This is a genomic window from Achromobacter sp. EG18 (assembly GCF_059759395.1).
The window spans coordinates 1,469,173-1,494,789 of sequence record NZ_CM186213.1 but is presented as its reverse complement, the minus strand read 5'-3'; the positions used below and the strand labels follow the sequence as shown (position 1 = coordinate 1,494,789).

Genomic DNA, 25,617 nt, shown 5'->3' with positions numbered 1-25,617 from the left:
GCGGGTTGCGGTCAGCTCATGTCATGCCGCCTGCTGCAATACCGGTTGCGCCTGCGCGCGCGGCCGCGCCGCGTGCAGGTCCTGCAGGATGAAATCGGCCGCGCGCTCGGCCAGCATCACCACCGGCACGTTGGTGTTGCCCGACACCAGCGTTGGCATGATGGAGCAATCCACCACCCGCAGCCCGCTCACGCCGTGCACCCGCAGGCGCTCGTCGACCACGGCCATGGGGTCCTCGCGCGGGCCCATTTTCGCGGTGCCTGAGGGGTGGAAGATGGTGGCGCCGTACTCACGGCAGAAATGCAGGATCTCGTCGTCGCTCTGCACGTCCGGCCCGGGCCGGAACTCGCGCTTCATCAATCCGGCCAGCGGTTCGGTGGCGGCCAGCCGGCGCGCGTACTTGACCGCCGCCACCGTCATGCGGCGGTCCAGCTCGGTGGACAGGTAGTTGGGCTGCATGGCCGGGGCCTCGAACGGGTCGGCGCTGCGCAGCCGCACCGTGCCGCGCGACGAGGGCCGCAACTGGCACACCGAATAGGTGCAGCCCGAGAACGGATGCACCTTGCCGCCGGCCATGTCGGCCGACAGCGTGGCGAAATGGAACTGGGTGTCGGGCGTGGCACTGGCCGGATCGACGCGGCAGAACAGGCCGCCCTGGTTGATGCCCACCGCCAGGGGCCCGCCGCGGAACAGCAGCCATTGCAGCCCCATCGCGGCGCGTCCGTGCAGCGTGCGCAGCTGGTCGTTGGTGGTGATGGGGCGGCGCGTCTCGTAGATGAGGCGGATCTGCAGGTGGTCCTGCAGGTTCTCGCCCACGCCGGGCAGGTCGCGCACCACGCCGATACCGAAGCGCCGCAGCAGCGCGGCCGGGCCCACGCCCGACAATTGCAGCAGTTGCGGCGATTGCAGCGCGCCGGCGCACAGGACCACCTCGCGGCGGGCCCGCAGCGTGCGCACCTGGCCGTCCTGCCGATAGCGCACGCCGCAGGCGCGGCTGCCCTCGAACAGCACCGCCATCGTGTGCGCGCCGGTCTCGACACGCAGGTTGGCGCGGCCGCGCGCCGGCCGCAGGTAGGCCACCGCGGTGGAGCAGCGGCGGCCATTGCGGGTGGTGAGCTGGTAGTAGCCCACTCCTTCCTGGTCGCCGCTGTTGAAGTCGGTCACGTGTGGCAGGCCGAGCGCGCGCGCCGCGCCGATCAGGCCTTCGACCAGCGGATGCGGCGTCTTGATCGAGGTGGCGTTCAGGGGGCCTTCGGTGCCGCGCGTGGCGCCCGGGCCGAGGTCGTTGTTCTCGAGCTTGCGGAAGTAGGGCAGGCATTCCTCCCAGCTCCAGCCCGGGTTGCCGGCGGCGACCCAGGCATCGTAGTCCTGGCGCTGGCCGCGGATGTAGATCAGGCCGTTGATGGCGCTGGAGCCGCCCAGCGTGCGGCCGCGCGGCCAGTAGATGCGGCGGTCCAGCATGTTGGGGTCGGGTTCGGTGTAGTAGCCCCAGTTCAGCACCTTGTGGAACATGGTCTTGCCGTAGCCGATGGGGATGTGGATCCAGGGCGAGCGGTCCGGCGGCCCCGCCTCCAGCAGGCACACGCTGTGCTGGCCGTTGGCGCTCAGGCGGTTCGCCAGCACGCAGCCGGCGGAACCGGCCCCCACCACGATGTAGTCCACGGCATCGGACATGTCTGTTTCCTCCTTGGCCTGGCCGTGCCGTGACGCGGGGAGTCCCTCGTCCGGACGGCGCGTTTACCCTGCTTGCCGCGCCGCCGCGCACTTATATACTGGCCTGATGCGAGGGGGGCGCGGCGACGCGCAAAGGTTCCGTATCTGTGGCGATTCTAGGAAGCCGCCACGGGAAAGAAAGCGCGACAAGCGCGGGAACGGCGAAATGGCACAGAACATGGATCTTCGGTTTCAAAATCGCAGTGCAGCATCGGCGCGTGCGCCCGACGCCGACGAGCCGCGGGATGGCTCGCGTTCGCTGCGCGCGCTGCTGGTGCTGGACTACCTGGCCCGCGCCCAGCACCCGCCCACGCTAGCGCAACTGGCGCAGCGCCTGGACATGCCCAAGTCCACCCTGATGCGCCTGCTGGCGTCGATGCAGCGCGCCGGCTTCGTCGCCGCCACGCCCACCGAGAACGGCTACGTGCCGGGGCCGCAGGCCACCGCGCTGGCGCTGGCCACGCTGCGCGCCTCGGCCTTCACGCGCGCCTGCCGCGCGGTGCTGGCGCAGCTGGTCGGCACGCTGGGTGAAACCTGCAATCTCACCGCGCCCGACGGCGACCAGGTGATCTACATGGAGCGCGTCGAAACCGCCGAACCGCTACGACTGTTCTTCGCGGTGGGCAGCCACGTGCCGATGCACTGCACCGCCAGCGGCAAGCTGTTCCTGGCGTCGATGAACCGGCTCGAACGCGGCCGGGTGCTGGCGCGCCTGCCGCTCACGCGCAACACGCCGCGCACGCTGACCGACCCGGCGCGGCTGGAAGACGAACTGGAACGCCTGGCCGCGCGCGGCATCGGCATCGACAACGAGGAGTTCGTGCGCGGCATGAGCGCGGTGGCGGTGCCGGTGCGCGACGCGCAGGACCGGGTGGTGGCGGCGGTGGCGTGCCATGCGCCCACCGCGCGGCTGATGCTCGATGACCTGTTGCGCGCGGTGCCGGTGCTGCAGGGCGCGGCGCAGTCGATGAGCGCGGTGCTGGCCGAGCACCGGCCGGGCGGTTGAGGGCGTCGGGCCGCGAACCCCTAGCCCGGCAGCGCGGCCGCCCGGCGCCAAGCCAGCGCCAGCACGGCCGCCGCGCCCGCCGTCAACGTCGCCAGCATCGCGACCGGACCGGCCGCGTCGAGCAGAATCCCGGCCGCCAGCGGCGCGGCGATGCGCGTCAGCGCGAAAACGCTGGACTGGATGCCGTAGTCCAGCGCCTGCAGGCCCGGCCGGGCATGCGACATCATCAGGCCGAACGCCAGGGCGGCGGTGGCGCCCATGGCCGCCGCCACCATCATGGCGCAGGCCGCCAGCACGGCCGGGGCCGCGTCCAGGCCGACCGCCAGCGTCAATGCCAGCAACGTGGCGGCTCCGGCGCCCGCATGCAGCCGCACCGCGCGGCCCGCGCCCAGGCGCTTGAGCAGCCGCGCGCCCGCGATGCTGGCCACGGCGCCGACCGCGCCGCCCGCGACACCGACCAGCCACGCCACGCGTTGCGGCGCCAGGCCCTGGTCCAGCAGCAGCGGTTTCAGGTAGAACCAGCCTGCGCCGATGAAGGGGAACAGCAGCGCCAGCAGCGGCAGCCAGCGGCGGCTGGCGGGCAGGCGCAGGTACGCGATGGCCTGGCGGGTGGTCGAGGTGGTGTCTGTGGTTTGCAGGGGCGCGCCGGGTTGCCCCTTTGTGTCATCCAGTGTCGCCGCGTCGTTCGTGTCGAGGTGTCCATCGCGCGAGGTAATCGCGCGGTCGTCGGCTCGCCCGGCATCCATGCTCTCCCGCAGCAGCAAGGTCAGCGCCGCGCCCAGCGCCAGCGCGGCGGCCATGATCAGGAAGGGCGCCTGCCAACCCCAGCGCGCCTGCGCCAGCAGCATCAGGCCGCCGCCGGCGATCGCGCCCAGGCACAGCGCCATCGAGCGGATGCCGCCCGCCGAGGCGCGGCCGGCCACAGGCAGCACGCGGATCGCCAGCGCGTTGACGGGCACGTCGGCCCAGGTGCCGGCCAGGGCGGCGGCGGCCGCCAGCGCGAACAGCGTAACGCCATCATTCGGCAGGTCGCGCCAGCCCAGCGCCAGCAGCACGGCGGCGTAGGCCAGCAGCAGCGCCGCGGTCCAGCGCCGGTAGCCGCCATGGCGCGCGCCGCGCCGGTCCAGCGGCATCGCCAGCAGGAACTTGAACACGGTCGGCAGGCTGGCCAGCTGGAACAGGCCCAGGGCGGTGCCGGACCAGCCGTGCTGGCGCAGCACCAGCGGCAGCCCCAGCCACAGATAGACGCCCGGCGCGGTCAGTGCCAGGTTGAGCCAGCCGAACAGGGCCTGGGCCAGGCCGTGGCGCAGGCGCGGCGTCATGGCGCGGTCCGCCGCGCCGACAGCACATGCAGCGGCGCCAGCGGAAAGCGGTCGGAATCGAAGCCGCGCACTTCGGCGAAGCCGGCGGCGCGCAGCGCTTGCGCCAACTGGCCCTGGCGTGTCACGCGCCGCCCCAGCAGCAGCATCGGCAGGTAATAGCGCAGCACGCGCGCGGCGGCGTCGGCGTCGTCCGGGACCTCGGCATGCGCCATCACCAGCAGCCCGCCCGGTGCAAGGGCGTCGTGCATCTTGCGGATCGCGGCGGCGGCGTCGGGCACGAAATGCAGCACCGACGAGCACCAGATGAGGTCGTAGCCGGCGCCGATATCCGCCGTGGCCAGGTCGCCGCCCACCGCCACCATGCGCTCGGCCAGCCCGGCGGCGGCGATGTTCTCGCGCGCCACGGCGGCGGTCTCGGGCCAGTCGAACACCACGCCGCTGGCCTGCGGGCGGTCCTGCACCAGCGCGATGCCGATGAGGCCCGGACCGCCGCCCAGGTCGAGGATGCGGCGGGCCGCGTCGGCGCCGGGCACGCAGGCGACCGCCTCGCGCGCCGCCGCCACGGCCAGGGCGCGTTGCTCCTGGCCGATCTGCACGCGCGCCGCGTTGGCCCATGCGCCGGCCTCGGACGGGGCGGCGGGTGTTGCGGCGGGATCCTGGCGCAACCGTTGCATCAACTGCTCGCCGGACTGCGCCAGCGCGCGGCGCCGGTAGCGCCAGGCGTCGCCGCAGTAGTGGGGCCGTCCCGCCACGAAGTGGTCGCGCGCGGTGACCCCGCAGCGGTAGAGCGGCGGCTCGCCGGCGATGCGGTGCAGCAGGCGCAGGCTCCACAGCAGGTCCAGCAGGTGCTCGGCGGCGGCGGGGCGCAGCGCCAGCGCCTGCGCGACGTGCGCGGCGCTGGCCGGCGCGACCAGGTGCGCGAACAGGTCCAGTTCCAGGGCGGCGTCGAGCGCGGCGGTTTCGACCGGCGCGGCGGCCAGGTCCCAATAGCGTTGCAGGGGCAGGGGGGAAGTCGGCATGGCGGGTTCCTTGTGTTGACGATCAAAGGCGCCAGGTCAGGCGCAGGCCAACTTCGCGTGGCGGGCTGTAGACGGTGACGATGCCGTTCTGGTAGCCCACCGCGTCGTAGCGGCGGTTGGCGAGGTTGTTGACGTAGGCGGCGATTTCCACCTGTCGAACGGTGACGCCGGCGGCCAGGTTGACCAGCGCGTAGCCGTTGCGGCGGTAGCGGTTGGCGGCGTCCAGGTAGACCGGGCCGGTGCCGCTGAGCGAGGCCTGCGCGTACCAGCCGGCGGGGGCGTCGTAGCGCGCGGTCAGGTGGCCGTTCAGGCGCGGCGCGAACGGGTTCAGGTTGCCGCTGTAGTCGTTGGCGCCGTCGCGGAAGTGGCTGAAGCGGGTGCGGTTCAGGCCCAATCCGGTCTGCAAGGACCAGCCCTGGCCCAGCAGGTATTCGAGCTCGAATTCCGCCCCGATCGAACGCGCCGACGCGGCGTTGGTGACGTACACCAGGCCCGGCAGCGGCATCTGCTGCACCTGCATGTTGTCGACCGTCATCACGTAGAACGCGGCGGCGTAGCGCAGACGGTTGCCGGGCAGCCAGCCCTTGGCGCCGATCTCGTAGGCGCGCAGCGTTTCTGGCTGGTAGGCGGCGTAGTCCGCCGCTGGCGAAAACACGTTGTAGCCGCCGGCGCGAAAGCCATCCGCGACCGAGGCATAGACCTGCTGGCGCGGCGCGAAGGCGTATTGCAGCGCCAGCTTGGGCGTGACGCGGGTCCAGTCGGCGCGGCGCGCGCTGTCGCCTTGCGGCGTGAAGCGCACGGCGTCGCGCTCGACGCGGGCGCCGGCCTCCAGGGTCCAGCGCTCGGCCAGCGGCACGCTCCAGTGGGTGAAGGCGGCGCCGGACTGGCCGCGCAGCCGCACCACGCTTTCGGTCAGGCCGCGCGGCATCTTCTGGGTGTTGCGCAGGTCATGGTCGTCGCCGTCGGCGTACAGCCCCACGAGCCAGTGGGCGCGGCCCAGCGCGCCCTCCAGCCGCAGCTCCTGCGACAGATTGCGGAAATGGTGGTCGCGGGCGATGTGCAGCAGGTCGGCGGGCTGGAAATCGGTGTCCTGCTGCACGCGGTCGCGCAGATCGTTCCAGGCCGTCACCGACGTCAGGCGCAGGCCGTCGCCCAGGTCGTGGCGCAGCGACAGCGACGCGCTGCGGCCGATGGACCGGTTCCAGCTCGGCGTGCCGGACGCCACGGTGGCGCGCGAGGCCGTGGGCGAGCCCCACAGCGCGGCGCCGTCGCGGTAGTTGATCTGCACATAGCGCAAGGTGGCGTCGGTGCGCGCCGACGGCGTCCAGCGCAGCGCCAGCTTGCCGTTGCGCAGTTCGCGGTCGTCCTCGCGCCGGCCCGTGTAGGTGTTGTCGATGAAGCCGTCCTGGCCGCGCCAGGCGCCGGCCACGCTGGCGTAGAGCGTGTCGTCGACGATCGGCCCGCTCAGGTCGAAGCGCAGCATGCGCAGGTCGCGGCTGCCCACGGTGGTGGAGACGCTGCCGCGCAGGCTGTCGCCCGGCTGGCGGGTATGGACGTTGATGACGCCGGCTTCCGCGTTGCGGCCATAGAGCGCCGATTGCGGGCCGCGCAGCACTTCGACGCGGTCGATGTCCAGTAGCTGATCGTCGAAGCCCTGCGCCATCAGCGTGGGCACGCCGTCCACCACCAGCAGGGTCGAGGTCGAGAACGAAAAGAAGTTGGCCGACAGGCCGCGCATCACGGCCGCATTGACGCCGGCCTGGCCGAACGGCTGGAACGTCAGCCCGGGCGTGATGCGCTGCAGGCCCTCCAGGTCGACGACGCCCTGGCTGTCGAGCATGTCGCCGTCGAACACCGACAAGCTGCCGGGCAAGGATTCGAGCGAGCGTTCCTGCTTGTCGGCGGTGACGGTGACGGCAGGCAGTTGCACGGCGGGCGCGGGGGAAACCGGCGTTAATGCGGTGGAAGACGCGGGAGAATGCGGGGAGACGGGTGCGGCCGGTTGCGCCAGCGCGGCGGGCGTGGCGCAAAGCCACAGCAGAACGCAGGTGGCGCGTGGGTAGGGAAGAGGGCGGTTCATCGGGATTCCTGTGCAGGCAGTCACGGCGGCCGAACGCGCGGCGCCGTCCCGAAGATGGTATTTAATTATGCGAACGCCTATCATTAGCATTCATATGCGAACCGGATGGATTCGTATGCATGCCGGCGCAGCCGCGCCTGAGCCGATTTCAGGCACCCGTCCCGGTGCCATCCCGGTCCCGTCCCGCCACCCGTCACCTCCCGTCGAAACCATGTCCCTGCGCATCTCCGCCACGCTCGCCCAACCCGGTCCGGCCGCCCGTCCCGGCTGGTCGCGGCTGGCGCTGCCGGCGGATGTGGGCGAGTGCGTGGCCGACCGTCTGGACCTGGGCGAGGGCCTGGCCCTGGTGCATTCGCAATACACCCCCGTGCGCGACCTGATCGAGGAGAACGCCGCCGCGCATGGCGGGCGCACGCTGGTCATCACGCTGGCCCTGCGCGGCGCGTCGGCCTATCGCGGCGCGGACGGCGCGGAGCTGGATTTCCGCGGCGGCCAGACCACGGTGACCGCCTTCCGCCGCCACCTGGGCGAGCGCCGCTACCTGGGCGGCTGCACCGTCTCGCAACTGCGCCTGCTGGTGGGCGAGGCGGCGCTGCGCCGCTACGCTGGCGAGGCCCGGGCCGAGGCGCTGTTCGGCGCCGGCGGCCTGCGGCGGCTGGCGCAGGGCCGCACCAGCGCCGACCTGGCCGCCGTCGCAGCCGAACTGGCGCGGGCCAGCGACCCGCTGGACATCCACATCAAGGCATTGACGCTGCTGTCACGCCAGTTGCGCGCGCTGGCGCCGGCGCCAGTGGCGGGTCGGTTCAGCCAGGCCGACATTGCCCGGCTGGAGCGGGCCCATGCGCTGATGCGCGAACAGATGGATCGCGAACTGACGGTGCAGTACCTGTGCCTGGCGACCGGGTTGAATGAATTCAAGCTCAAGCAGGGCTTTCGGGCGCTATACGGCAACAGCCCGATGCGGCTGCTGACCGAGATGCGCATGCGCCGCGCCTGGGAGTTGCTGGAGACCGGCTGCCAGGTGGCGCAGGCGGCTTACCGGGTCGGTTACTGCCACCCGGCCAATTTCAGCGCTGCGTTTACCCGCTTCCATGGCCGCGCGCCCAAGTCGGTGTTTGGCAAGCGGCGTTGATGCGGCGCGCAACGATGCCGTTGGCCCCTGACCGCCCTAGTGCGCCGCCCGCATCCGCCGCCGCGACACGCTTTCCCACCCGGCCACCAGCATCATGATCAACGTCGTCAGCCCGCCCACCATCAGGTTGTCGGTGACGAACGAGATCGGCGCCAGGATGGCCAGCAGCGCGAGGCCCACCACATGTGACAGAGGGAAGCGGCCATACACCACCGTCTTGTAGATGCCGTTGCCCAGCAGGTACAAGGCCGGGCCGCCGAGCAGCGCGGCGGCTGCCGCCGTGACGATGCGGCCGTCCGGGTGCAGGATGACCAGTTCGTTGGCCACCGCCGAGACGATCACGCCCGCGATCAGGATCACATGCACGTAGTGGAAGTAGGCGCCGACCCGGCCCGGATCGGCGTGGTGCGCGATGGCTTCGCTGCCGTCCTTGCTGCTGGTGTCGAAATACACCCACCACATCGCCGCCGTGCCCAGGAATGCGGCCAGCAGCGCGATCAGGGTGGGGATGTCCCAGTGCGGATGCTCGCCCAGCGTGGCGCCGGTGATCAGCAGCGTCTCGCCCAGCGCCACGATCACGAACAGCTGGCAGCGCTCGGCCAGGTGGCCGCCCTCAATGGTCCATTCGCGGGTGCTGGAGCGGCCCAGGCCCGGCAGCCAGAAGCCGGCCATGGGCGAAAAATACTCGCAGGCCACCGCCACGATCCACAACGCCAGCCGCGTATCGCCCGAGGCCAATCCGCCGGCGATCCAGAACACCGCCGAGATGCACAGCCAGCCCAGCATGCGGCGGAAATTCGGCGCCAGCGGATGCGACGGCCCCAGGTGCAGCACCACGAACAGCGTGCGGCCCACCTGGATCAGCACATAGCAGACCGCGAAGATCAGCCCGTTCTCGCCGAAGGCGCCGGGCAGCACGGCGGCGGCCACCAGCCCCACCAGCATCACGCCGAACAGCATCAGCCGCATCGGCAGCGCGTCGGGATCGAACCAGTTGGTGACCCAGCAGGTGTACTGCCAACCCAGCCATACGGCGAACCACAGCACCAGCGTGTGCACCGCGCCCATCAGGGTCAGGTCGTGCAGCAGGCTGTGGGACAGCTGGGTGACCGCGAAGACGTAGACCAGGTCGAAGAACAGCTCGACGAAGGTGACGCGGGCTTCATGGCCGTCGCGGTGGCGCAGCAGATTGGCGCTGGCAAGGAATGTCATGGCGGCGCTTCCTATCCGGTAGGGGGCGTCGCCAGATTACTCCCGGCCTTGCCGGCCAATCGTAAAGAATTCAAAAGACGTGGCGCGGCCGCGACGCCTCAATGGCCGGTCGGCGTTTCGCCGTGGCCGCCCAGCTCGCGGTTGCGCGAGCGCACCAGCGCGGCGGCCAGCGCCGCCGCCACGGCCGCGATCACCGCGCCCGCCAGGAAGGTCATGCGGTAGCCGCCCGCCAACGCCGCGACCGGGGCCGCGCCGGCGCCGGCCAGCGCGGCCGTGCGCGCCGCGGCCAGGCTGGCCAGCACCGCCAGCCCCAGCGCGCCGCCCATCATGAAGGCGGTGTTGACCACGCCGGACGCCAGGCCCGACTGGCCCGGCTCGACGTCGCTCATGGCGGCCAGCAGCATCGGGTTGAAGGCGATGCCCGCGCCCAGGCCCAGCAGCAGCATGCCGGGCAGCACGTCCGCCGCGAAGTGGCCGTCGACCGGGGCGCGCGCGAACAGCGCCAGCCCCAGCGCCGCCATCAACAGCCCGGTGGCCAGCGGCCCGCGGATGCCGAAGCGCATCACCAGCTTGGCCGACAGCCCCAGCGAGAACGCCGCCATGATCAGATTGGCCGGCAGGAATGCCAGCCCCACCTGCATGGCGTCGTAGCCCAGCACCAACTGCATGTACAAGGCCGAGACGAAGAACCAGGCGAACATGCCCGCGGCCCACAGCACGCCGACCACGTTGGCGGTGGCGACGTTGCGCAGGCGGAAAAGCGCCAGCGGCATCAGCGGTTCGGCCACGCGCGCCTCGATCGCCAGGAACAGCGCCATCAGCAGCGCGGCCGCGCCCAGCAGGCCGAGCGACTGCGCCGAGGTCCAGCCGGCCTCGTTGCCGTTGACCACGGCGTACACCGCCAGCATCAGCGACGCGGTGACCGTCAGCGCGCCGGCCACGTCCAGCTTGCCGCCACCGGCCGCGCCGCGCGCCGCCGGCAGCAGCCGCAGGCACAGCGCGTAGACGGCCACGCCGATCGGAATGTTGACCAGGAAGATCCAGTGCCACGACAGCTTGCTGGTCAGCAGCCCGCCCAGCAGCACGCCCAGGCTGCCGCCGCCCGCACAGACGAAGCCGTACACGCCCATGGCGCGGGCGCGCTCGCCGGCCTCGGTGAACAGGTTCATGATGAGCGACAGCGACACCGCCGACACCACCGCGCCGCCCAGTCCCTGCGCGGCGCGCGCGGCAATCAGCAGCCCCTGGCCCCGCGCCAGTCCACAGGCCAGCGAGGCCACCGTGAACAGCACCAGGCCGGCCAGGAACATGCGCCGGTGGCCGAGCAGGTCGCCCAGCCGTCCGCCCAGCAGCAGGAAGCCGCCGAAGGTCAGCATGTAGGCGTTCACCACCCACACCAGTGAGGTCTCGGTGAAATGCAGGTCTTCGCGGATCGAGGGCAGGGCAACATTGACGATGGTGGTGTCCAGCACGATCATCAACACGCCCAGGCACAGCACCATCAGTGCCCACCAGCGTTGCCTGCCCTGTATGCCATGCGTCATGGATGTCTCGCTCCATCCGCTTGTGGCGGATTCGGTTGTCAGTGGGGTTGTCAGTGGCTGAGCCGCCCGCCGCTGATCATCCACCGCGTGTCGTAGCGGTCGATCAGCGCGCCGTAGGCTTCGGCCCAGAAGGTTTTCTGGAGCGGCATGGTAACGCTGCCGCCGTCGGCCAGCATATCGAACACGCGTTGCGCGTCCGAGACAGTGGGATAGGCCAGCGACAGCGCCATGCCCTGCTTGCCGGGATAGGGATGGCCGGCGGTGGCGTCGCTGGCCATCAGCACCTGTTCGTCCAGCGCCAGACGGGCGTACATGATGCGTTCGGATTCTTCGGTCGACAGCGCCGGCATGGCGGCATCGGCGGGCGCGTCCGCGTAGCGCAACATGGCCTCGACGCGGCCGCCCAGCACGCGTTCGTAGAAACGCATGGCCTCGGCGCAGTTGCCGTCGAAACTGAGGTAGGCGGAAAGTTGGGGCATGAGGGTTCCTCCTTGTGGCCGATCCCGATTCTCGCATCCGCGGCGCTGTCCGGGAAACCTCTTATTGCCGCCGGTCCGCGCGCATCCCTATGATTCGCCACAGGATCAGGACTGATCCGCACGCGCCGGCACGGCTTGGCGCGGCAGTGCCCCGCAGCAATGATTGCTGCCCGAACCTTCGTCTGGCTATAGAAGCCCCCGACTCACACGCAATGCGTGGTCGGGGGCTTTTTTGTTTTCCAAAACGTTGCAGGGAGATCGCATGCAAGTATCACCGCCGCCGGACGCCGCCGCGTCCGCGATCCACGTGGCCAGTGTGCAGACGGCCCCCGTCATGGGCGAGGTCGCCGCCAACGTGGCCCGTTCCATCGAACTGGTCGAGCAGGCCGCCGCGCAGGGCGCGCGGCTGGTGGTGCTGCCCGAGCTGGCCAACACCGGCTACGTGTTCGCCAGCCGCCAGGAGGCCCACGCCCTGGCCGAAAGCGTGCCCGACGGCCCCAGCTCGCGGGCCTGGATCGCGCTGGCGCAACGCCTGGGCATCTACCTGGTGGCCGGCATCGCCGAGCGCAGCGGCGGCCGGCTGTACAACGCCGCCATCATCGCCGGCCCCGACGGCTACCTGGGCACCTACCGCAAGCTGCACCTGTGGGGCGACGAGAACCTGTTCTTCGAGCCGGGCGACCTGGGCCTGCCGGTGTTCCATACCGAATTCGGCCGGCTGGGCGTGGCGATCTGCTACGACGGCTGGTTCCCCGAGGTCTACCGCCTGCTGGCGCTGCGCGGCGCCGACATCGTGGCGGTGCCGACCAACTGGGTGCCGATGCCGGGACAGACGCCCGACGGCCCGGCCATGGCGCACGCGCTGGCGGCGGCCGGGGCCCACAGCAACGGCCTGACGCTGGTGTGCGCCGACCGGGTCGGCGTCGAGCGCGGCCAGCCCTTCGTCGGCCGCAGCCTGATCGTCGGCTCTCAGGGCTGGACCGTGGCCGGCCCCGCCAGCCACGACCGCGAAGAGGTGCTGGTGGCGCCGGTGGATCTGGCCGCCTCGCGCCGCGCGCGGCAACTGAACGACTTCAACCATGTGCTGCGCGATCGGCGCCGCGATCTTTACGACGAACTGCTGGGCGCCGCCGACGCGCCGCGGCAGCGTTGAATACAACGGCGGACAGCCGGCCCCCAAGGAGAAATCCCCATGAAAAAACCCACTTGCAGCTTCCTCATCCGACTTTCCTTCATCGCCGCGCTGACCGGCGCGGCGGGCGCGCACGCGGCCGACCCTTTGCGCATCGGCGTGCCGGTCGGCCTGTCCGGCGCCAACAGCGTGGTCGCGCCCGGCGTGGTGCAGGCCTCGCAGCTGGCCGCCGATGAAATCAACGCCGCCGGCGGCATCCTTGGCCGCCAGGTGGTGCTGGAGATCGCCGACGACGCCTCGGGCGCGGTCGGCGCGCAGAAGGCCTACGACACGCTGGTATTCCAGAAGAAGGTGGACGCCATCATCGCCATGGAAACCAGCGCGGCGCGCAACGCCGCGCTGCCCATCGTCTCGCGCGGCAAGGTGCCGTACATCTACACCTCGTTCTACGAAGGCCGCTCGTGCAACCGCTGGATGCACGTCAACGGCTGGGTGCCCGAGCAGCAGGTGGCGCCGGTGGTGGACCACTTCATGAAGGAGCGCGGCGCCAAGACCTTCTTCCTGGTCGGCAGCGACTATGCATTCGGCCGCGGCATGCTCAAGTTCACCCGCGAATACATCGAGAAGCAGGGCGGGCGCGTGGTGGGCGAGGAATACCTGCCCATCGACGGCTCCGACTGGACCCCGGTGGTGTCGAAGATCCGCTCGGCCAACCCGGACGCGCTGATCAGCTCCACCGCCGGCGGCGGCCCCAACGTCAGCCTGGCCAAGCAGGTCAAGGCGGCCGGCCTGACCATGCCCTACGGCAACCTGGCGATCGACGAAGCCACCGCCAAGACCATGGGCGACACGGCGGTCGGCATGTACCTGTCGGCCTCGTACCTGACCAGCATCGATACGCCGCAGAACCGCAAGTTCCTCGACGGCCTGAAGGCCAAGTTCGGCGCCGACGCCAAGACCGCCAACGAGTTCTCGGGCCCGCAGTACGAAGCCTTCTTCCTCTACAAGGCGGCGGTCGAGAAAGCTGGCAGCACCGATTCGCAGAAGGTGGTCAAGGCGCTGAGCGAAGTGTCGTTCGACGGCCCGCGCGGCCCGGTCAGGATGGACCGCCAGCGCCACGCCGCGCTGACCATGCGGCTGGGCCAGGTGCAGCCGGACGGCTCCATCAAGATCCTGCAGACCTTCGACCAGGTCGATCCGGGCGCGCAATGCCCCGACCTGAAGTGACGCGGTAAGCCGCACCCTGCGCGCCGCCGGTCCGCCGGCGGCGCTGGAGAACACAATGGGTTTGATGCTGGACATCCTGAGCACGGCCGCCATGCTGTTCATCGTGACGGCCGGGCTGATGATCATCTTTGGCGTGATGAAGATCGTCAATTTCGCCCACGGCGCCATCATCACGCTGGGCAGCTACGCCGCCCTGGTGGTGACGCGCCTGGGGCTGGACCCGTGGCTGGCGCTGCCGTGCGCGCTGGCGGCGGGGGTGCTGGTGGGCATGCTGGTCGAGCGCCTGATCGTGCAGCCGCTGTACAAGCGGCCGCTGGACGCCATCCTGGCCACCTGGGGCCTGGGCATCGTCATCGGCCAGCTCATCACCATGGCCTTCGGCCGCGAGGTGCAGTTCGCCGACGCGCCGATCCAGGGCGCGGTCGCGTTCCTGGGCACCGAGTATTCGGCCTACCGGCTGTTCCTGGTGCCGGGCGCGCTGCTGCTGTACGTGGCGCTGACGCTGCTGCTGAACGGCACGCGCTTTGGTGTGCGCACCCGCGCCGTCATCATGAACGAGGACCTGGCGCGCGGCCTGGGCATCAACGCCGAACGAATCCGCTTTACGACCTTCGCGCTGGGCGCCGGGCTGGGCGCGCTGGCCGGCGCGCTGATCACGCCGCTGTCCAGCGTCGACCCGAACATGGGGCTGCCGTGGCTGGTCAGCGCCTTCATGCTGGTGATGGTGTCGGGCAACTCGATCACCGCGCTGCTCCTGACCTGCCTGGTCTACGGCGCCTGCCAGGTGCTGGTGGGCGTGTACATCAGCCCGATCCTGGGCGGCGTCACCATCGCGGTGCTGGCGGCCCTGACCCTGCGCCTGCGTCCCAAAGGATTCGCCCATGACTGATTCCTCCCTCGCGCAACCGGCGCTGGCCACCCGCGCCGACCCGCGCCGCGCCGCCCGCGGCCGAGACCTGCTGTGGCTGGCCATCGCCTGCCTGGCGTTGACCGTGGCCGGTCCCTGGCTGTTCGACACCTACCTGCTGAACGTGCTGATCAAGGCGCTGTTCTTCGCCGTGGCGGCGGTCACGGTGGACATCCTGTGGGGCTACACCGGCTACCTGACCTTCGGCCAATCGGCCTTCTTCGGCGTCGGCGCCTACGCGGCCGGGCTGGCCTTCACCCATTACGGCTTCTCGCCCGGCATCGCGCTCGCGGCCGCGCTGGTGGCGGTGGGCGCGGCGGCGCTGCTGGCGCTGGCCACCGGCTGGCTGTCGTTCTATCGCGGCGCCTCGCCGTTCTTCGCCACCGTGATCTCGCTGGTATTGCCCATCGTGCTGACCCAGGTGGCGCTGTCCGGAGGCACCTACACCGGTTCGTCGTCCGGCCTGACCGGCTACGACACCTTCGACCTGTCGCTGGAGGCCTGGTACGTCATCGCCGCCGGCGGCCTGTCGATCGTGGCGCTGCTGGCCTGGGTCGCGGTGCGCAGCGACGGCGGCCGCATCCTGGCCGCGCTGCGCGACAACGAGGGCCGTTGCAGCTACCTGGGGCTGAACACCGCGCACTGGCGCATCGCGCTGCTGGTGGTGTGCGGCGCGGTCGCCAGCCTGGCGGGCTTCGGCTACGGCGCCTTCAGCGGCGTGGTGGCGCCGGAACTGACCGGCTTCGTGTTCGGCACCGAACTCATCATCTGGGTGGCGCTGGGCGGACGCGGCACGGTCTGGGGGCCGGTGCTGGGCGCCGTGCTGATCAACGTGGCCGGCTCGTACCTCAGCGGCAACATGCCGTTCCTGTACCAGTTGGTGCTGGGCGTCACCTTCATCCTGGTGATCCTGCTGTTGCCGCGCGGGCTGCTGCCCCTGGTGCTGGCGCCATGGCGCCGGCGGCGTCCGGCGCCGGTGCCGGAACTGGCGGTGCGCGCGCCGGCCAGCGCATCGGGGCAGGGCGGCGCAGCGGGACAAGGCGGCACGCCAGGGCAGGGCGCCGCCGAAGGCGGCCTGGTCTTGGCCGGCGTGGCCAAGCGCTTCGGCAGCCTCAAGGTGCTGGAAGGCATAGACCTGCGCGCGCGCGGCGGCGAACTGCTGGGCCTGATCGGCCCCAACGGCGCCGGCAAGACCACGCTGATGCGCTGCATCGCCGACGGCGCCGAGCGCAGCGACGGCACGGTCGAACTGTGCGGCCACGCCGTCAAGCGCGACGGGCCGGAGCAGTGCGTGCGTTACGGCCTGGGCCGCAAGTTCCAGAATGCCAACATCTTCGACACGCTGACCGTGGCCGAAAGCCTGCGCATCGCCACCACCCTGCGCGAGCGGCCGTCGTGGCGCCGCCGGTCGCCCCGACTGGCGCTGCCGGCCTATGCGCTGGAGGTGCTGCGCATGACCGGCCTGGACCAGCAACTGGACCGCGTGGCGCGCGACCTGTCGCATGGCCAGCAGCAGGCGCTGGAACTGGCCATGGTGCTGGCGCTGGAGCCGCGCGTGGTGCTGCTGGACGAACCCACCGCGGGCCTCAGCAAGGACGAACGCGCCCGCATCGGCCAGGTGCTGTCGGCCCTGGCCCATACCCACGGCCTGTGCTGCCTGCTGGTCGAGCACGACCTGGACTTCGTGGCCGAGGTGGCCACGCGCATCATCGTGCTGCACCAGGGCCGCATCGTCATGGACGGCAGCTTCCGCGAAGTGGCCGAATCGGAACTGGTGCGCACCATCTACGCCGGCAACGCGCCGGCCGCGAACAAGACCACGCAAGCCACCCAGCAAGCGAGTCAGCAAGCCACTGAGCAAGCCGCGCGGCAAGGCGCCCATCCCGCAACCCCGTCCATCCCGCCCGAAGGAGCCCAACCATGAACGCCGCCCCGGCCTTGCGCCTGGAAAACGTCGCCAGCGGCTACAAGGGCGCCGTGGTGCTCAACGACATCTCGCTGTCGGTGGCCGGCGGCGCCTGCGTGGCGCTGCTGGGCAAGAACGGCATGGGCAAGAGCACGCTGCTCAAGACCGTCATGGGCTATCTGCCCAAGCTGCGCGGCAACGTCAGCCTGGGCGGCGTTGACGCCACTCGCCTGCGGCCGCACGAGGTCGCCCGCCGCGGCGTCGCCTACGCCGCCCAGGACCAGCCGCTGTTTCCCGACCTGAACATCCGCGACAACCTGCGCCTGGGCCTGGCCAACGACCGCCTGTTCGACGAACGCTTCGGCGAAATCGCCGACCTGTTCCCGGTGTTCGCCAGCCGCCTGCGGCAGTACGCCGGCACCCTGTCCGGCGGCGAGCAGAAGATGCTGTTGGTGGCGCGCGGCCTGATGCAGCGGCCGGCCCTGCTGCTGCTGGACGAGATCACCGAAGGCCTGCAGCCCTCGGTGATCGAGCGGCTGGGCCGGGCGCTCAACTGGGAACGCGAGCGGCGCGGCACGTCCATGTTCATCGTCGAACAGAACGTGGCTTTCGCGCTGGACGTGGCCGACCGCTACCTGGTGCTCAAGCAGGGCGCCATCGTCGACCAGGGCGAGGCTGGCGCGCCGGGGGCCGCCGGCCATATCATGGACCACCTCAAGGTATGAGTCTTGTTTCGTAGAAGGATGCGCTTATGACTGCCCGCACTGACAGGGACGCCGCCACGCCGGGATGGCGCATCGGCGTGCTGTACTCCCGCAGCGGCGTGACCGGCACCACCGAATCGCAGCATTTCTTCGGCACCGTGCTGGCGGTCGAGGAAATCAACGCGCTCGGCGGCGTGCTGGGCCGGCCGCTGGAACCGGTGGTCTACGACCCGCGCAGCGACGCCGAGGAATACCGCCGCCTGGCCGCGCGCCTGTTGCTGGACGACGAGGTCAACGTGATCTTCGGCGGCTGCACCTCGCACTGCCGCAAGGCCATGCTGCCGGTGATCGAGCGCAACAACGCGCTGCTCTGGTATGCCTCGGTCTACGAAGGCTTCGAGTATTCGCCCAACATCATCTACACCGGCGCCGCGCCCAACCAGGGCAGCATGCAGCTGGCCGCCTACCTGATCCAGCACTGCGGCAAGCGCATCTTCCTGGTCGGCGCCGACTACATCTACCCGCGCGAAACCAACCGCATCATGCGCGACACCGTCGAGGAACACGGCGGCGAGATCCTGGACGAAACCTACCTGCCGCTGGGCTGCGACGAAAGCGATATCATCGACGTGGTGCGCGACATCCGCCGCATCAAGCCCGACGTGGTGTTCTCGACCCTGATCGGCGACGACGCCCAGCGCTTCTACCGCCGCTACCACGCCGCCTGCGAGGCCGACCCGGGCGCGCCGCACATCCCCATCGCCAGCCTCACCATGGCCGAATCCGAGGTGGCCGAAATCGGCGCCGGCCTGTGCGCCGGCCACATCACCGCCGCCACCTACTTCAACACCGTCGACTCGCCCGCCAACGCCCACTTCCTGGAACGCTGGCGCGCCCGCTTCGGCGAGCGGCCCGCCAGCGTCTACGCCGAGGCCTGCTACAGCCAGGTGCACCTGTTCGCGCGCGCCCTGCAGCGCGCCGGCAGCCTGGACACGCGCAAGCTGATGCAGGCGCTGCACCAGGTGGGCTTTGACGCGCCGGCCGGGCGCCTGACCATCCTGGCCGAGAACAATCACAGCGTCCTGACCCCGCGCATCGGCGTCTGCCGCCCCGACGGCCGCTTCGACATCGTCTGGGCCAGCGGCGAACCGGTCAAGCCGGACCCCTACCTGACGGCCTTCGGCCTGGACGAATTCTGGCTGGTGTGAGCATGGACCATAGCCTCCGCCGCCTTTACGAAGACCTGCGCAGCGTGGCCGTCGCCGTGGCCTATCCGCCCGGCGAAGACCGCGACCTGCTGGTCGAGCAGCTCAAGCGCATCGGCTGCCGCATCCACCTGGTGTGGCCGTTCCCCGACAAGCCGCCCGCCGGCGCCGACGTGGTGTTCTTCCAGGTCTCGCAATGCGGCCAGAACCCGTTCGCCTGGTCCGCCAGCGAGGTCGACGCCACCCTCATCGCGCTGTCCGAATACGAAACCCCCACCACCTTGAAGCAACTGCTCAAGACCAACGCCCACGGCGTGCTGACGCGGCCGTTCCGCTCGGCCGGCATTCTCAGCACCCTGGTGCTGGCGCGCTCGGCCAAGCAGTTCCAGAACCGCCAGCAGAACAAGATCGACAAGCTGGAAAGCACCATCAAGGCGCGCCGCGTGATCGAAAAGGCGATCCGCGTGCTGATGGACCACCAGCGCCTGGACGAACGCGCCGCCTATGAACATATGCGAACCCGCGCCACCGGCCTGCGGGCCAGCGTGGCCGAGGTCGCCGCCATGATCGTCGAGGCCAGCGAAGCCATGGAAAAACTGGGCCTGGGCGGCGCGCGCCCCGACCCGCAGAACAACAGCAACAACGGAGGCAAGGCATGAAAGTCATGATCGCCCGCATGAACCACGAGACCAACACCTTTTCGCCGGTGCCCACGCCACTGTCCGCCTTCGGCAACGACGGCCCGACCTACGACCGCGCCGCCTACGACGAGAACCACGGCAAGCGCACCGCCATGTCGGCATTCATCGACCTGGCCGAGGCGCGGGGCGCCACGCTGGTCACGCCCGTGTCCGCCACCGCGTACCCCAGCGGCCGCGTCGACGGCCAGGCCTATCGTGAACTGTGCGACCGCATCGTCGCCGCCGCCGCCGGCTGCGACGCGCTGCTGCTGGACCTGCACGGCGCCATGGCCGTCGAAACCACCGACGACGGCGAAGGCGACCTGCTCGAACGCCTGCGCCAGCAGGCCCCCGGCGTGCCGATCGCCGTCGCCCTGGACCTGCACGGCAACGTCACGCAAAAAATGATCGACAACGCCGACGTCATCGTCAGCTTCAAGACCTACCCGCACGTCGACATGTACGAAACCGGCGAACACGCCGGCCGCATCCTGTTCGACTGGCTGGCCGGCGGCCCGCGCCCGCGCATGGCTTGGCGCCGCCTGCCGCTCATGACCCACACCCTGCGCAGCAACACCGCCGAAGGCGCCATGCGCCGCGCCGTCCAGGCCGCGCGCGGCGCCGAGGCCGGCGGCATGCTGGGCGTGTCGGTGCTGGCCGGCTTCGCCCTGGCCGACATCCCCGACCCGTGCCTGAGCGTCATCGTGGTCGCCGCCGGCGACGCCGACGCCGCCGACCGCGTCGCCGCAGGCCTGGCCGCCGCCATCTGGGACGACCGCGACGGCTTCGTCTACGAAGCCGAACCGCTGGCCGCTTCGCTCGACCGCGCCGTCGCCCTGGCGCGCGGCGCCGACCGCCCCGTGCTGCTGCTGGACCACGGCGACAACTGCATGTCCGGCGGCACCTGCGACACCATGGACGTGCTGGTGGCCGCCGTCGGCGCCGGCCTGACCGGCATCGTCGCCGGCCTGTACTGCGACCCCGAAGCCGTCGCCGCCATGATCGCGGCCGGGCAGGGCGCCCAGGTGGAACTCCCCGTGGGCAACAAACGGCCCATCCCCGCCATCGGCCGCCCCGCCGCGCCGGTCACGCTGACGGGCACCGTGCGCGCCATCACCGACGGCAGCTACGTCATCACCGGCCCCACCTACACCGGCCAGACCGCCTGCATGGGCCGCAGCGCCGTGCTCGACATCGGCGCCGCGCAACTGGTCATCACCGAACGCACCCACGAACCCTGGGACCTGGGCGTCTTCGAAAGCCTGGGCATCGACCCGCGCGAGGCCCGCTTCATCCTGGTCAAATCGCGCATGTACTGCCGCCCGGTGTTCGTGCCGATCTCGTGCGCCCTGGTCGAATGCGACAGCCCGGGCGTCACCAGTTCGGACTTTTCGCTGTTCCCGTACCAGCGGCGCAACCGGCCGCGCTATCCGCTGGAACCGTTCAAGCCGGCGCATATGTCGCCGTGAGGGCCGGGCCGATGTCGCGGCAAGGGCGGGCATGGATGTCGCCGGAAGACCGGCGCAGGCGATGCCATGAGGTGGACGCGGGGACATTCCAGGCGCGTTGCGGCGATCGGCCCGCGCCTTGAACCGCGCCGGGCTTTCCAGTTCAATGGGACATTGCGCGGGCGGCACGCCGCCGCCCGACCTTACCTGTTGGAGCGGCATATGGCTACGGTGCATCTGTTGTCGGATGAAGAAGCGCGCAAGATCCCCGAGGCGTGGGCGGTGTTCGAGGACATCCGCGCCACCCGCAAATCCGATTTCGTCAATAACTTCTGGCGCGCCCTGGCCAACGACCCGCCGCAGCTCAAGCGCGTCTGGGAACAGCTCAAACAGGTCATGATGGCCGATGGAGAAATCCCGCCCCTGGTGCGCGAGATGATCTACATCGCGGTGTCCACCGCCAACGGTTGCAGCTACTGCATCCATTCCCACACCGCCGCCGCTCGCGCCAAGGGCATGACCGACGGCCAGCACGCTGAACTGCTCGCCGTCATCGGCATGGCCGCCCAGACCAACGCGCTGGTCACCGCCATGCAGGTGCCCGTCGACGACGCCTTCACCGTGAAATAGGGTGCCGCCATGGCGACCATTCCGCTGTTCCCGCTGTCCAACGCGCTGTTCCCCGCCGGCGTGCTGCACCTGCGCATCTTCGAAGTGCGTTACCTGGACATGATCCGCCGCTGCATTGCCGACGGCACCGAGTTCGGCGTGGTCGCGCTGCTGGCCGGCAACGAGGTCCGCTCGCCCGAAGGCCAGGAGGTCCTGGCCGACGTCGGCACGCTGGCCCGCATCGACGCCTGGGACGCGCCCATGCCCGCCTTGCTGCAATTGCGCTGCGTGGGCACGAGCCGCTTCCGCCTGGTTTCCAGCCAACTGGCAAAATACGGTCTTTGGATGGGCGAAATCGACCCCATCCCCGACGACCCGCCGCTGCCCGTGCCGGCGCCGCTGCAGCCCTGCGCCGACGCGCTGGGCAGGCTGGTGGCGCAATGGCAGCAGGAAGGCGTGCCCGCCGACCGCATGCCGGTGGCGCCGCCGTACCGCCTGGATGAATGCGCCTGGGTGGCCGACCGCTGGTGCGAACTGCTGCCGCTGCCGGCGGCCGACAAGGTCCGGTTGCTGGCGCTGACGGACCCGCGCGCTCGTCTGGAAGCCGTGCGCATTGCGCTGGAAGGGCCGCAGGCCTAGCCAGCCACAGGCGGCGCTGCTTTGGCGGAGCAGGGCAACGCGAGTCGGGCTTGAATTTTTTTGGACACCATGGATATCAGGATTGACGAAGGCCTGCGTGCCTATATTGACCCCTTGACCGACGACGAGCGCGAGGCGCTCGAACGCAGCCTGCTGGCCGAAGGCTGCCGCGACGCGCTGGTGCTGTGGGGCGACCTGCTGATCGACGGCCACAACCGCTACGCGCTGTGCATGAAGCACGGCATTCCGTTCGAAACGCGCCAGAACACCTCGTTCAAGTCGATGGACGACGTGCATCTGTGGATGATCGAAAACCACCTGGGCCGGCGCAGCGTGTCGGATTTCCAGCGCGGGGTGCTGGCGCTGCGCAAGAAGGAAATCCTGCAATCGCGCAGCGTGCCGCCATGGGAAGACGACGGCACCACGCCGCCGCCCGAACCGCCGCCCATCCCGCCCGCGGCTGCGTTGAGCCGTCAGGCGCTGGCGCGCGAGGCGCGCATCAGCAGCAATACGCTGGGGCAGATCGAGAAAATCCAGAAAGCCGCCGCGCCGGAACTGGTGCGGGCGGTGAAGGACGGCGCGATCTCCATCAACGCCGCGGCGGCGGTCGCGACCTTGCCGCCCGAGCGGCAGGCCGCGGCGGTGGCGGGCGGCAGAAAGGAATTGCAGCAGGCGGCGCGCGAAGTGCGCCAGGCCAAGGCGCCGCCGCCGAAAGAGGCGGTGCCGGATATTCCGATCGAGAATATCGCGGATTTGCCGGCGGAGGTGGCGCGGCTACGGGAGTTGCTGGCGCGGTTGACGGATGAAAGGGATCAGTTGAAGAAGAAGGTGATGCATCTGACGGTGGCGCTGGCCGAGGCCAGGAATGCATCGGCGGGGGCAGGGGACGACTGACGGGATTTGCTGGTTCCCTGCAACTCGCAGCGCTGGTTGCAAAGGCTGGCGATTTTGCGGGATGGCATCAAGATCGACTCGTAAACCAATCCCCCTCGGCGAGGGCGTTCAGGCCGTCAGGAAGCGGATGACTTCGGCCCAATCGTTGGTCGACAGGGCGACGTCCTCGTAGTCGCCGGCTTCCTCGTCGTAGCGCGAGACACAGAAGCGCTGGCTTCTGCCGGATTCGCGATCGGCATACTCGGCGTAGTCGACATACACCTTCAAGCCACGTTCCTCGTTCTCGAATGAAGGAGCGGCATCGATGTAGCTCGACGCATCGACATACCCTTCGGGCAGCGTCGGCAGGGTGGCGATGTCGTAGTCGGGGAATTCGCGGCGCAGTCGGTCAAGGTTCATAGGGAAAGCAAGTGGGGAAGCAAGTTGAGGCAGGAGGCCTGGCATTTTACGTTGCTCCGTGCCAGTCGCCACGATCAGCTTAAGAACGTCGCCCCGCCAGGGCAGGCGCGGGCGGTGTGGAATGGGGCGTTGGGAAAAAAACGGCAAGTCGCTTGACTTCCTCAGGGGGTAACGAGGCCGCTGCCAGCCACAAAAAATTTCCCCCTGCCATGCGAAATCGCAAACTTCAATTACAATATCGTTGCAATATATGTCATGGTTTTTACACTGGGGTTTTCCCTTTGTCGTAATACAAATCCATGCGCTCGCGTTTCACTCTTGGCAACCTGTTTGGCAACCTTTCCATTGGCACCCGGCTGACGCTGGGCTTCGGCACCGTACTCGCGCTATTACTGGCGCTTACCGGCCTGTCGCAATACGAACTGACCCACATCGGCGGCATCAACCGAGCGATCACCGAACAGACCTGGGCCAAAGCGAATGCCATCAACATTATCGACGTGACGACGCGCGCCAATGCGCGCGCCAATCTCGAACTGATCGTCAACACCGATCCCCGCACCGCCGAAACGCTGTTCGCTCGCATCGACACCAATCGGAAAACGATCGACCAGGCGCTGGAGACCTTGCGGCCATTGTTCAGCACCGAAGACGAACGTCAGCGACTGCGGTTATTGGAAGACGTGCGCGGCCGCTACGTGAAGTCATTTCAGGGCGTGGGCGCGCTTCTCAAGCGTGGCGAGCGCGACGCCGCCCGCCAACGTTTGCTGGAAGAGACCCTTCCGCTCCTGGACAGCCTGCAGGACCACATCATCGAGATCTCCCGGATTCAATCCGCCGAGATGGTTGACGCCAGCGCCGACAGCCAGCGGGTGATCGACAACGCGGGCATGTTGAACCTGATCCTGTCGAGCCTGGCCATCGTGCTGGGCGGCCTGTTCGCGTGGCGGGTGTCCAAGTCGATCACGGCGCCGCTTGCCCAGGCTGTGTCGGTGGCGGAAACCGTGGCGCGTGGCGACCTGGGGCAGCCCATCCAAGCGGCCACCCGCGATGAAACCGGCCGGCTGCTGCGCGCGCTGCACGATATGCAGGACAAGCTGGCCGGCGCCGTCCGCACCATTCGCGCCGGGTCCGAAACCATCTCCAGTGCGGCGGGGCAGATCGCGGCCGGCAACACGGACTTGTCCAGCCGGACCGAAGAGCAGGCCGCATCGCTGGAAGAAACCGCCGCATCGATGGAAGAACTGGCGTCGACCGTCAAGCAGAATGCCGACAACGCGCGCCAGGCCAATCAACTGGCGGCAAGCGCATCCGAAGTCGCCCAGCGCGGCGGCGCCGTTGTGTCGGCGGTGGTCAGCACGATGGGCGATATTTCCGCCAGCTCGCGCAAGATTTCCGAGATTGTCTCGGTCATCGACGGGATCGCATTCCAGACCAACATCCTGGCGCTGAACGCCGCCGTGGAAGCGGCCCGGGCGGGCGAGCAGGGCAAGGGCTTCGCGGTGGTCGCGGGCGAGGTGCGGTCGCTGGCGCAACGCAGCGCGCAGGCCGCGCGCGAGGTCAAGACGCTGATCGAAGCGTCCGTCAGCAAGGTGGCCGAGGGCGCGGGCCAGGCGGAAAACGCAGGCACCACGATGCAAGAAGTGGTCGCCTCGGTCAAGCGCGTGACGGACATCATGGGCGAGATCGCCGCGGCCTCGCAGGAACAGGCCTCCGGCATCGAGCAGGTCAACCGCGCGGTGTCGCAGATGGACGAAGTGACCCAGCAGAACGCCGCGCTGGTCGAAGAAGCCGCGGCCGCGGCGGGCTCGATGCAGGACCAGGCGCATGCATTGGTGAGAGCGGTTGGGGTGTTCCGCTTGAGCGAGGATGCCGCGCGACGCGAGGCCGTGGTCGCCCACCCAGGCGAGCGTGGCGTGCTGAGGTTGGCCTGATCAGTACGTCTCATTACGGGCCGGGCCATCGGCGGGGCGCGATGCCCCGCCAATCCACGTTCATCAACCGTTCAGGTTTCAATACTTATGCTCCAGCCCGAACGCCGCAAGGCTAGATTGCAAGAACGGGAGCATGAACCATGACCGCCTTTCCGCCTCCGCTGGAAGACCCGGAGGACGATGAACACAGCCCGGCCGAACGCGCGGCCACCGCCGCCCGCAGCACCTGGGTGAGCGTGGGCGTCAACGTGGTGCTCGCCACCGCCCAGATTGTCATCGGTATTTTCTCGAAGTCCCAGGCTTGATTGCGGACGGTATTCATTCTTCTTCCGATCTGATCGCCGACTTCATCGTGCTGCTGGCCAACCGGCATGGCCAGAAAGCAGCCGACGCGGACCACCACTACGGCCATTGCCATTATCCGGA

22 protein-coding genes and 1 pseudogene are annotated in these 25,617 nt (G+C 69.6%); 15 read left to right on the top strand and 8 right to left on the bottom strand.

All coding sequences use genetic code 11. The features are described 5' to 3' along the window. Positions 1–21: 21 nt before the first annotated feature. The gene (locus AC6CR5_RS06935) at positions 22–1,674 is read right to left on the bottom strand and encodes a GMC family oxidoreductase (protein ID WP_498085399.1); all 1,653 of its coding nucleotides are present in this window, start codon (positions 1,672–1,674) and stop codon (positions 22–24) included. Positions 1,675–1,879: 205 nt separating this feature from the next. On the opposite strand from AC6CR5_RS06935, the gene AC6CR5_RS06930 reads away from it, so the two are divergent. Beyond that, positions 1,880–2,719 carry an IclR family transcriptional regulator gene (locus AC6CR5_RS06930; protein ID WP_238926091.1) on the top strand — a complete coding sequence of 280 codons (840 nt, stop codon included), beginning with the start codon at positions 1,880–1,882 and terminating at the stop codon, positions 2,717–2,719. 20 nt (positions 2,720–2,739) lie between these two features. Here the strand turns inward: AC6CR5_RS06930 and AC6CR5_RS06925 are convergent, their stop codons facing one another. Genes AC6CR5_RS06925 through AC6CR5_RS06915 form a run of 3 tightly spaced genes read right to left on the bottom strand, consistent with a single transcriptional unit; the run spans position 2,740 to position 7,140 of the window. Continuing rightward, on the bottom strand, positions 2,740–4,041 hold the full coding sequence (locus tag AC6CR5_RS06925) for an MFS transporter (protein ID WP_498085398.1): 1,302 nt from the start codon (positions 4,039–4,041) through the stop codon (positions 2,740–2,742). Further along, positions 4,038–5,060: a class I SAM-dependent methyltransferase gene (locus AC6CR5_RS06920; protein WP_155866038.1), complete on the bottom strand. Its 1,023-nt coding sequence runs from the start codon at positions 5,058–5,060 to the stop codon at positions 4,038–4,040. The genes AC6CR5_RS06925 and AC6CR5_RS06920 overlap by 4 nt, the downstream gene beginning before the upstream one ends. A 22-nt stretch (positions 5,061–5,082) precedes the next feature. Then, the gene (locus tag AC6CR5_RS06915) at positions 5,083–7,140 is read right to left on the bottom strand and encodes a TonB-dependent receptor (RefSeq protein WP_155873175.1); all 2,058 of its coding nucleotides are present in this window, start codon (positions 7,138–7,140) and stop codon (positions 5,083–5,085) included. Positions 7,141–7,351: 211 nt separating this feature from the next. Here AC6CR5_RS06915 and AC6CR5_RS06910 point away from each other — a divergent pair, with 211 nt between their 5' ends. Beyond that, positions 7,352–8,272, top strand: a complete 921-nt coding sequence (locus tag AC6CR5_RS06910) for a helix-turn-helix domain-containing protein (RefSeq protein ID WP_498085397.1) — start codon at positions 7,352–7,354, stop codon at positions 8,270–8,272. A 36-nt stretch (positions 8,273–8,308) separates the two neighbouring features. Here AC6CR5_RS06910 and AC6CR5_RS06905 read toward each other — a convergent pair whose 3' ends face one another. From AC6CR5_RS06905 to AC6CR5_RS06895, 3 genes are all read right to left on the bottom strand, one after another. Continuing rightward, complete coding sequence (locus tag AC6CR5_RS06905; protein ID WP_272558105.1) at positions 8,309–9,484, bottom strand: low temperature requirement protein A; 1,176 nt, start codon at positions 9,482–9,484, stop codon at positions 8,309–8,311. Between the two features lie 98 nt (positions 9,485–9,582). Next, positions 9,583–11,028 (bottom strand): MFS transporter, encoded by a 1,446-nt coding sequence (locus tag AC6CR5_RS06900; RefSeq protein WP_498085396.1) that lies wholly within the window; start codon positions 11,026–11,028, stop codon positions 9,583–9,585. A 50-nt stretch (positions 11,029–11,078) separates the two neighbouring features. Beyond that, entirely contained in the window at positions 11,079–11,507 is a 429-nt protein-coding gene (locus AC6CR5_RS06895) for a VOC family protein (RefSeq protein WP_006386255.1), read from the bottom strand. A 262-nt stretch (positions 11,508–11,769) separates the two neighbouring features. Here AC6CR5_RS06895 and AC6CR5_RS06890 point away from each other — a divergent pair, with 262 nt between their 5' ends. From AC6CR5_RS06890 to AC6CR5_RS06840, 11 genes are all read left to right on the top strand, one after another. Continuing rightward, positions 11,770–12,660, top strand: a complete 891-nt coding sequence (locus AC6CR5_RS06890) for a nitrilase family protein (protein WP_498085395.1) — start codon at positions 11,770–11,772, stop codon at positions 12,658–12,660. 39 nt (positions 12,661–12,699) lie between these two features. Beyond that, on the top strand, positions 12,700–13,866 hold the full coding sequence (locus AC6CR5_RS06885) for a substrate-binding protein (protein ID WP_047990953.1): 1,167 nt from the start codon (positions 12,700–12,702) through the stop codon (positions 13,864–13,866). A gap of 55 nt (positions 13,867–13,921) precedes the next feature. Next, positions 13,922–14,755, top strand: a complete 834-nt coding sequence (locus tag AC6CR5_RS06880; RefSeq protein WP_020927965.1) for a branched-chain amino acid ABC transporter permease — start codon at positions 13,922–13,924, stop codon at positions 14,753–14,755. Continuing rightward, positions 14,748–16,697 (top strand): branched-chain amino acid ABC transporter ATP-binding protein/permease, encoded by a 1,950-nt coding sequence (locus AC6CR5_RS06875; protein WP_498085394.1) that lies wholly within the window; start codon positions 14,748–14,750, stop codon positions 16,695–16,697. Before AC6CR5_RS06880 ends, AC6CR5_RS06875 begins: the two co-directional genes overlap by 8 nt. Continuing rightward, positions 16,694–17,404 (top strand): ABC transporter ATP-binding protein, encoded by a 711-nt coding sequence (locus tag AC6CR5_RS06870; RefSeq protein WP_498085393.1) that lies wholly within the window; start codon positions 16,694–16,696, stop codon positions 17,402–17,404. Before AC6CR5_RS06875 ends, AC6CR5_RS06870 begins: the two co-directional genes overlap by 4 nt. Before the next feature lie 26 nt (positions 17,405–17,430). Beyond that, positions 17,431–18,591 carry a transporter substrate-binding domain-containing protein gene (locus AC6CR5_RS06865; RefSeq protein WP_054506385.1) on the top strand — a complete coding sequence of 387 codons (1,161 nt, stop codon included), beginning with the start codon at positions 17,431–17,433 and terminating at the stop codon, positions 18,589–18,591. A 2-nt stretch (positions 18,592–18,593) separates the two neighbouring features. Then, entirely contained in the window at positions 18,594–19,247 is a 654-nt protein-coding gene (locus AC6CR5_RS06860) for an ANTAR domain-containing response regulator (RefSeq protein WP_498085392.1), read from the top strand. Next, complete coding sequence (locus AC6CR5_RS06855) at positions 19,244–20,737, top strand: M81 family metallopeptidase (protein WP_346507340.1); 1,494 nt, start codon at positions 19,244–19,246, stop codon at positions 20,735–20,737. The genes AC6CR5_RS06860 and AC6CR5_RS06855 overlap by 4 nt, the downstream gene beginning before the upstream one ends. Positions 20,738–20,938: 201 nt before the next feature. Continuing rightward, a complete protein-coding gene (locus tag AC6CR5_RS06850; RefSeq protein ID WP_020927960.1) occupies positions 20,939–21,346 on the top strand; it encodes a carboxymuconolactone decarboxylase family protein in 408 nt (135 codons plus the stop codon). A gap of 9 nt (positions 21,347–21,355) precedes the next feature. Further along, positions 21,356–21,964: an LON peptidase substrate-binding domain-containing protein gene (locus AC6CR5_RS06845; RefSeq protein ID WP_047990950.1), complete on the top strand. Its 609-nt coding sequence runs from the start codon at positions 21,356–21,358 to the stop codon at positions 21,962–21,964. Positions 21,965–22,033: 69 nt separating this feature from the next. Continuing rightward, a complete protein-coding gene (locus AC6CR5_RS06840; protein WP_054472387.1) occupies positions 22,034–22,858 on the top strand; it encodes a ParB N-terminal domain-containing protein in 825 nt (274 codons plus the stop codon). A gap of 108 nt (positions 22,859–22,966) precedes the next feature. Here AC6CR5_RS06840 and AC6CR5_RS06835 read toward each other — a convergent pair whose 3' ends face one another. Beyond that, entirely contained in the window at positions 22,967–23,257 is a 291-nt protein-coding gene (locus AC6CR5_RS06835) for a hypothetical protein (protein WP_020927956.1), read from the bottom strand. 299 nt (positions 23,258–23,556) lie between these two features. On the opposite strand from AC6CR5_RS06835, the gene AC6CR5_RS06830 reads away from it, so the two are divergent. Further along, on the top strand, positions 23,557–25,191 hold the full coding sequence (locus AC6CR5_RS06830; RefSeq protein ID WP_498085391.1) for a methyl-accepting chemotaxis protein: 1,635 nt from the start codon (positions 23,557–23,559) through the stop codon (positions 25,189–25,191). A gap of 140 nt (positions 25,192–25,331) precedes the next feature. Continuing rightward, positions 25,332–25,603 (top strand): annotated as a pseudogene (locus AC6CR5_RS06825) (cation diffusion facilitator family transporter); the annotation flags it as partial. Positions 25,604–25,617 lie beyond the last annotated feature (14 nt).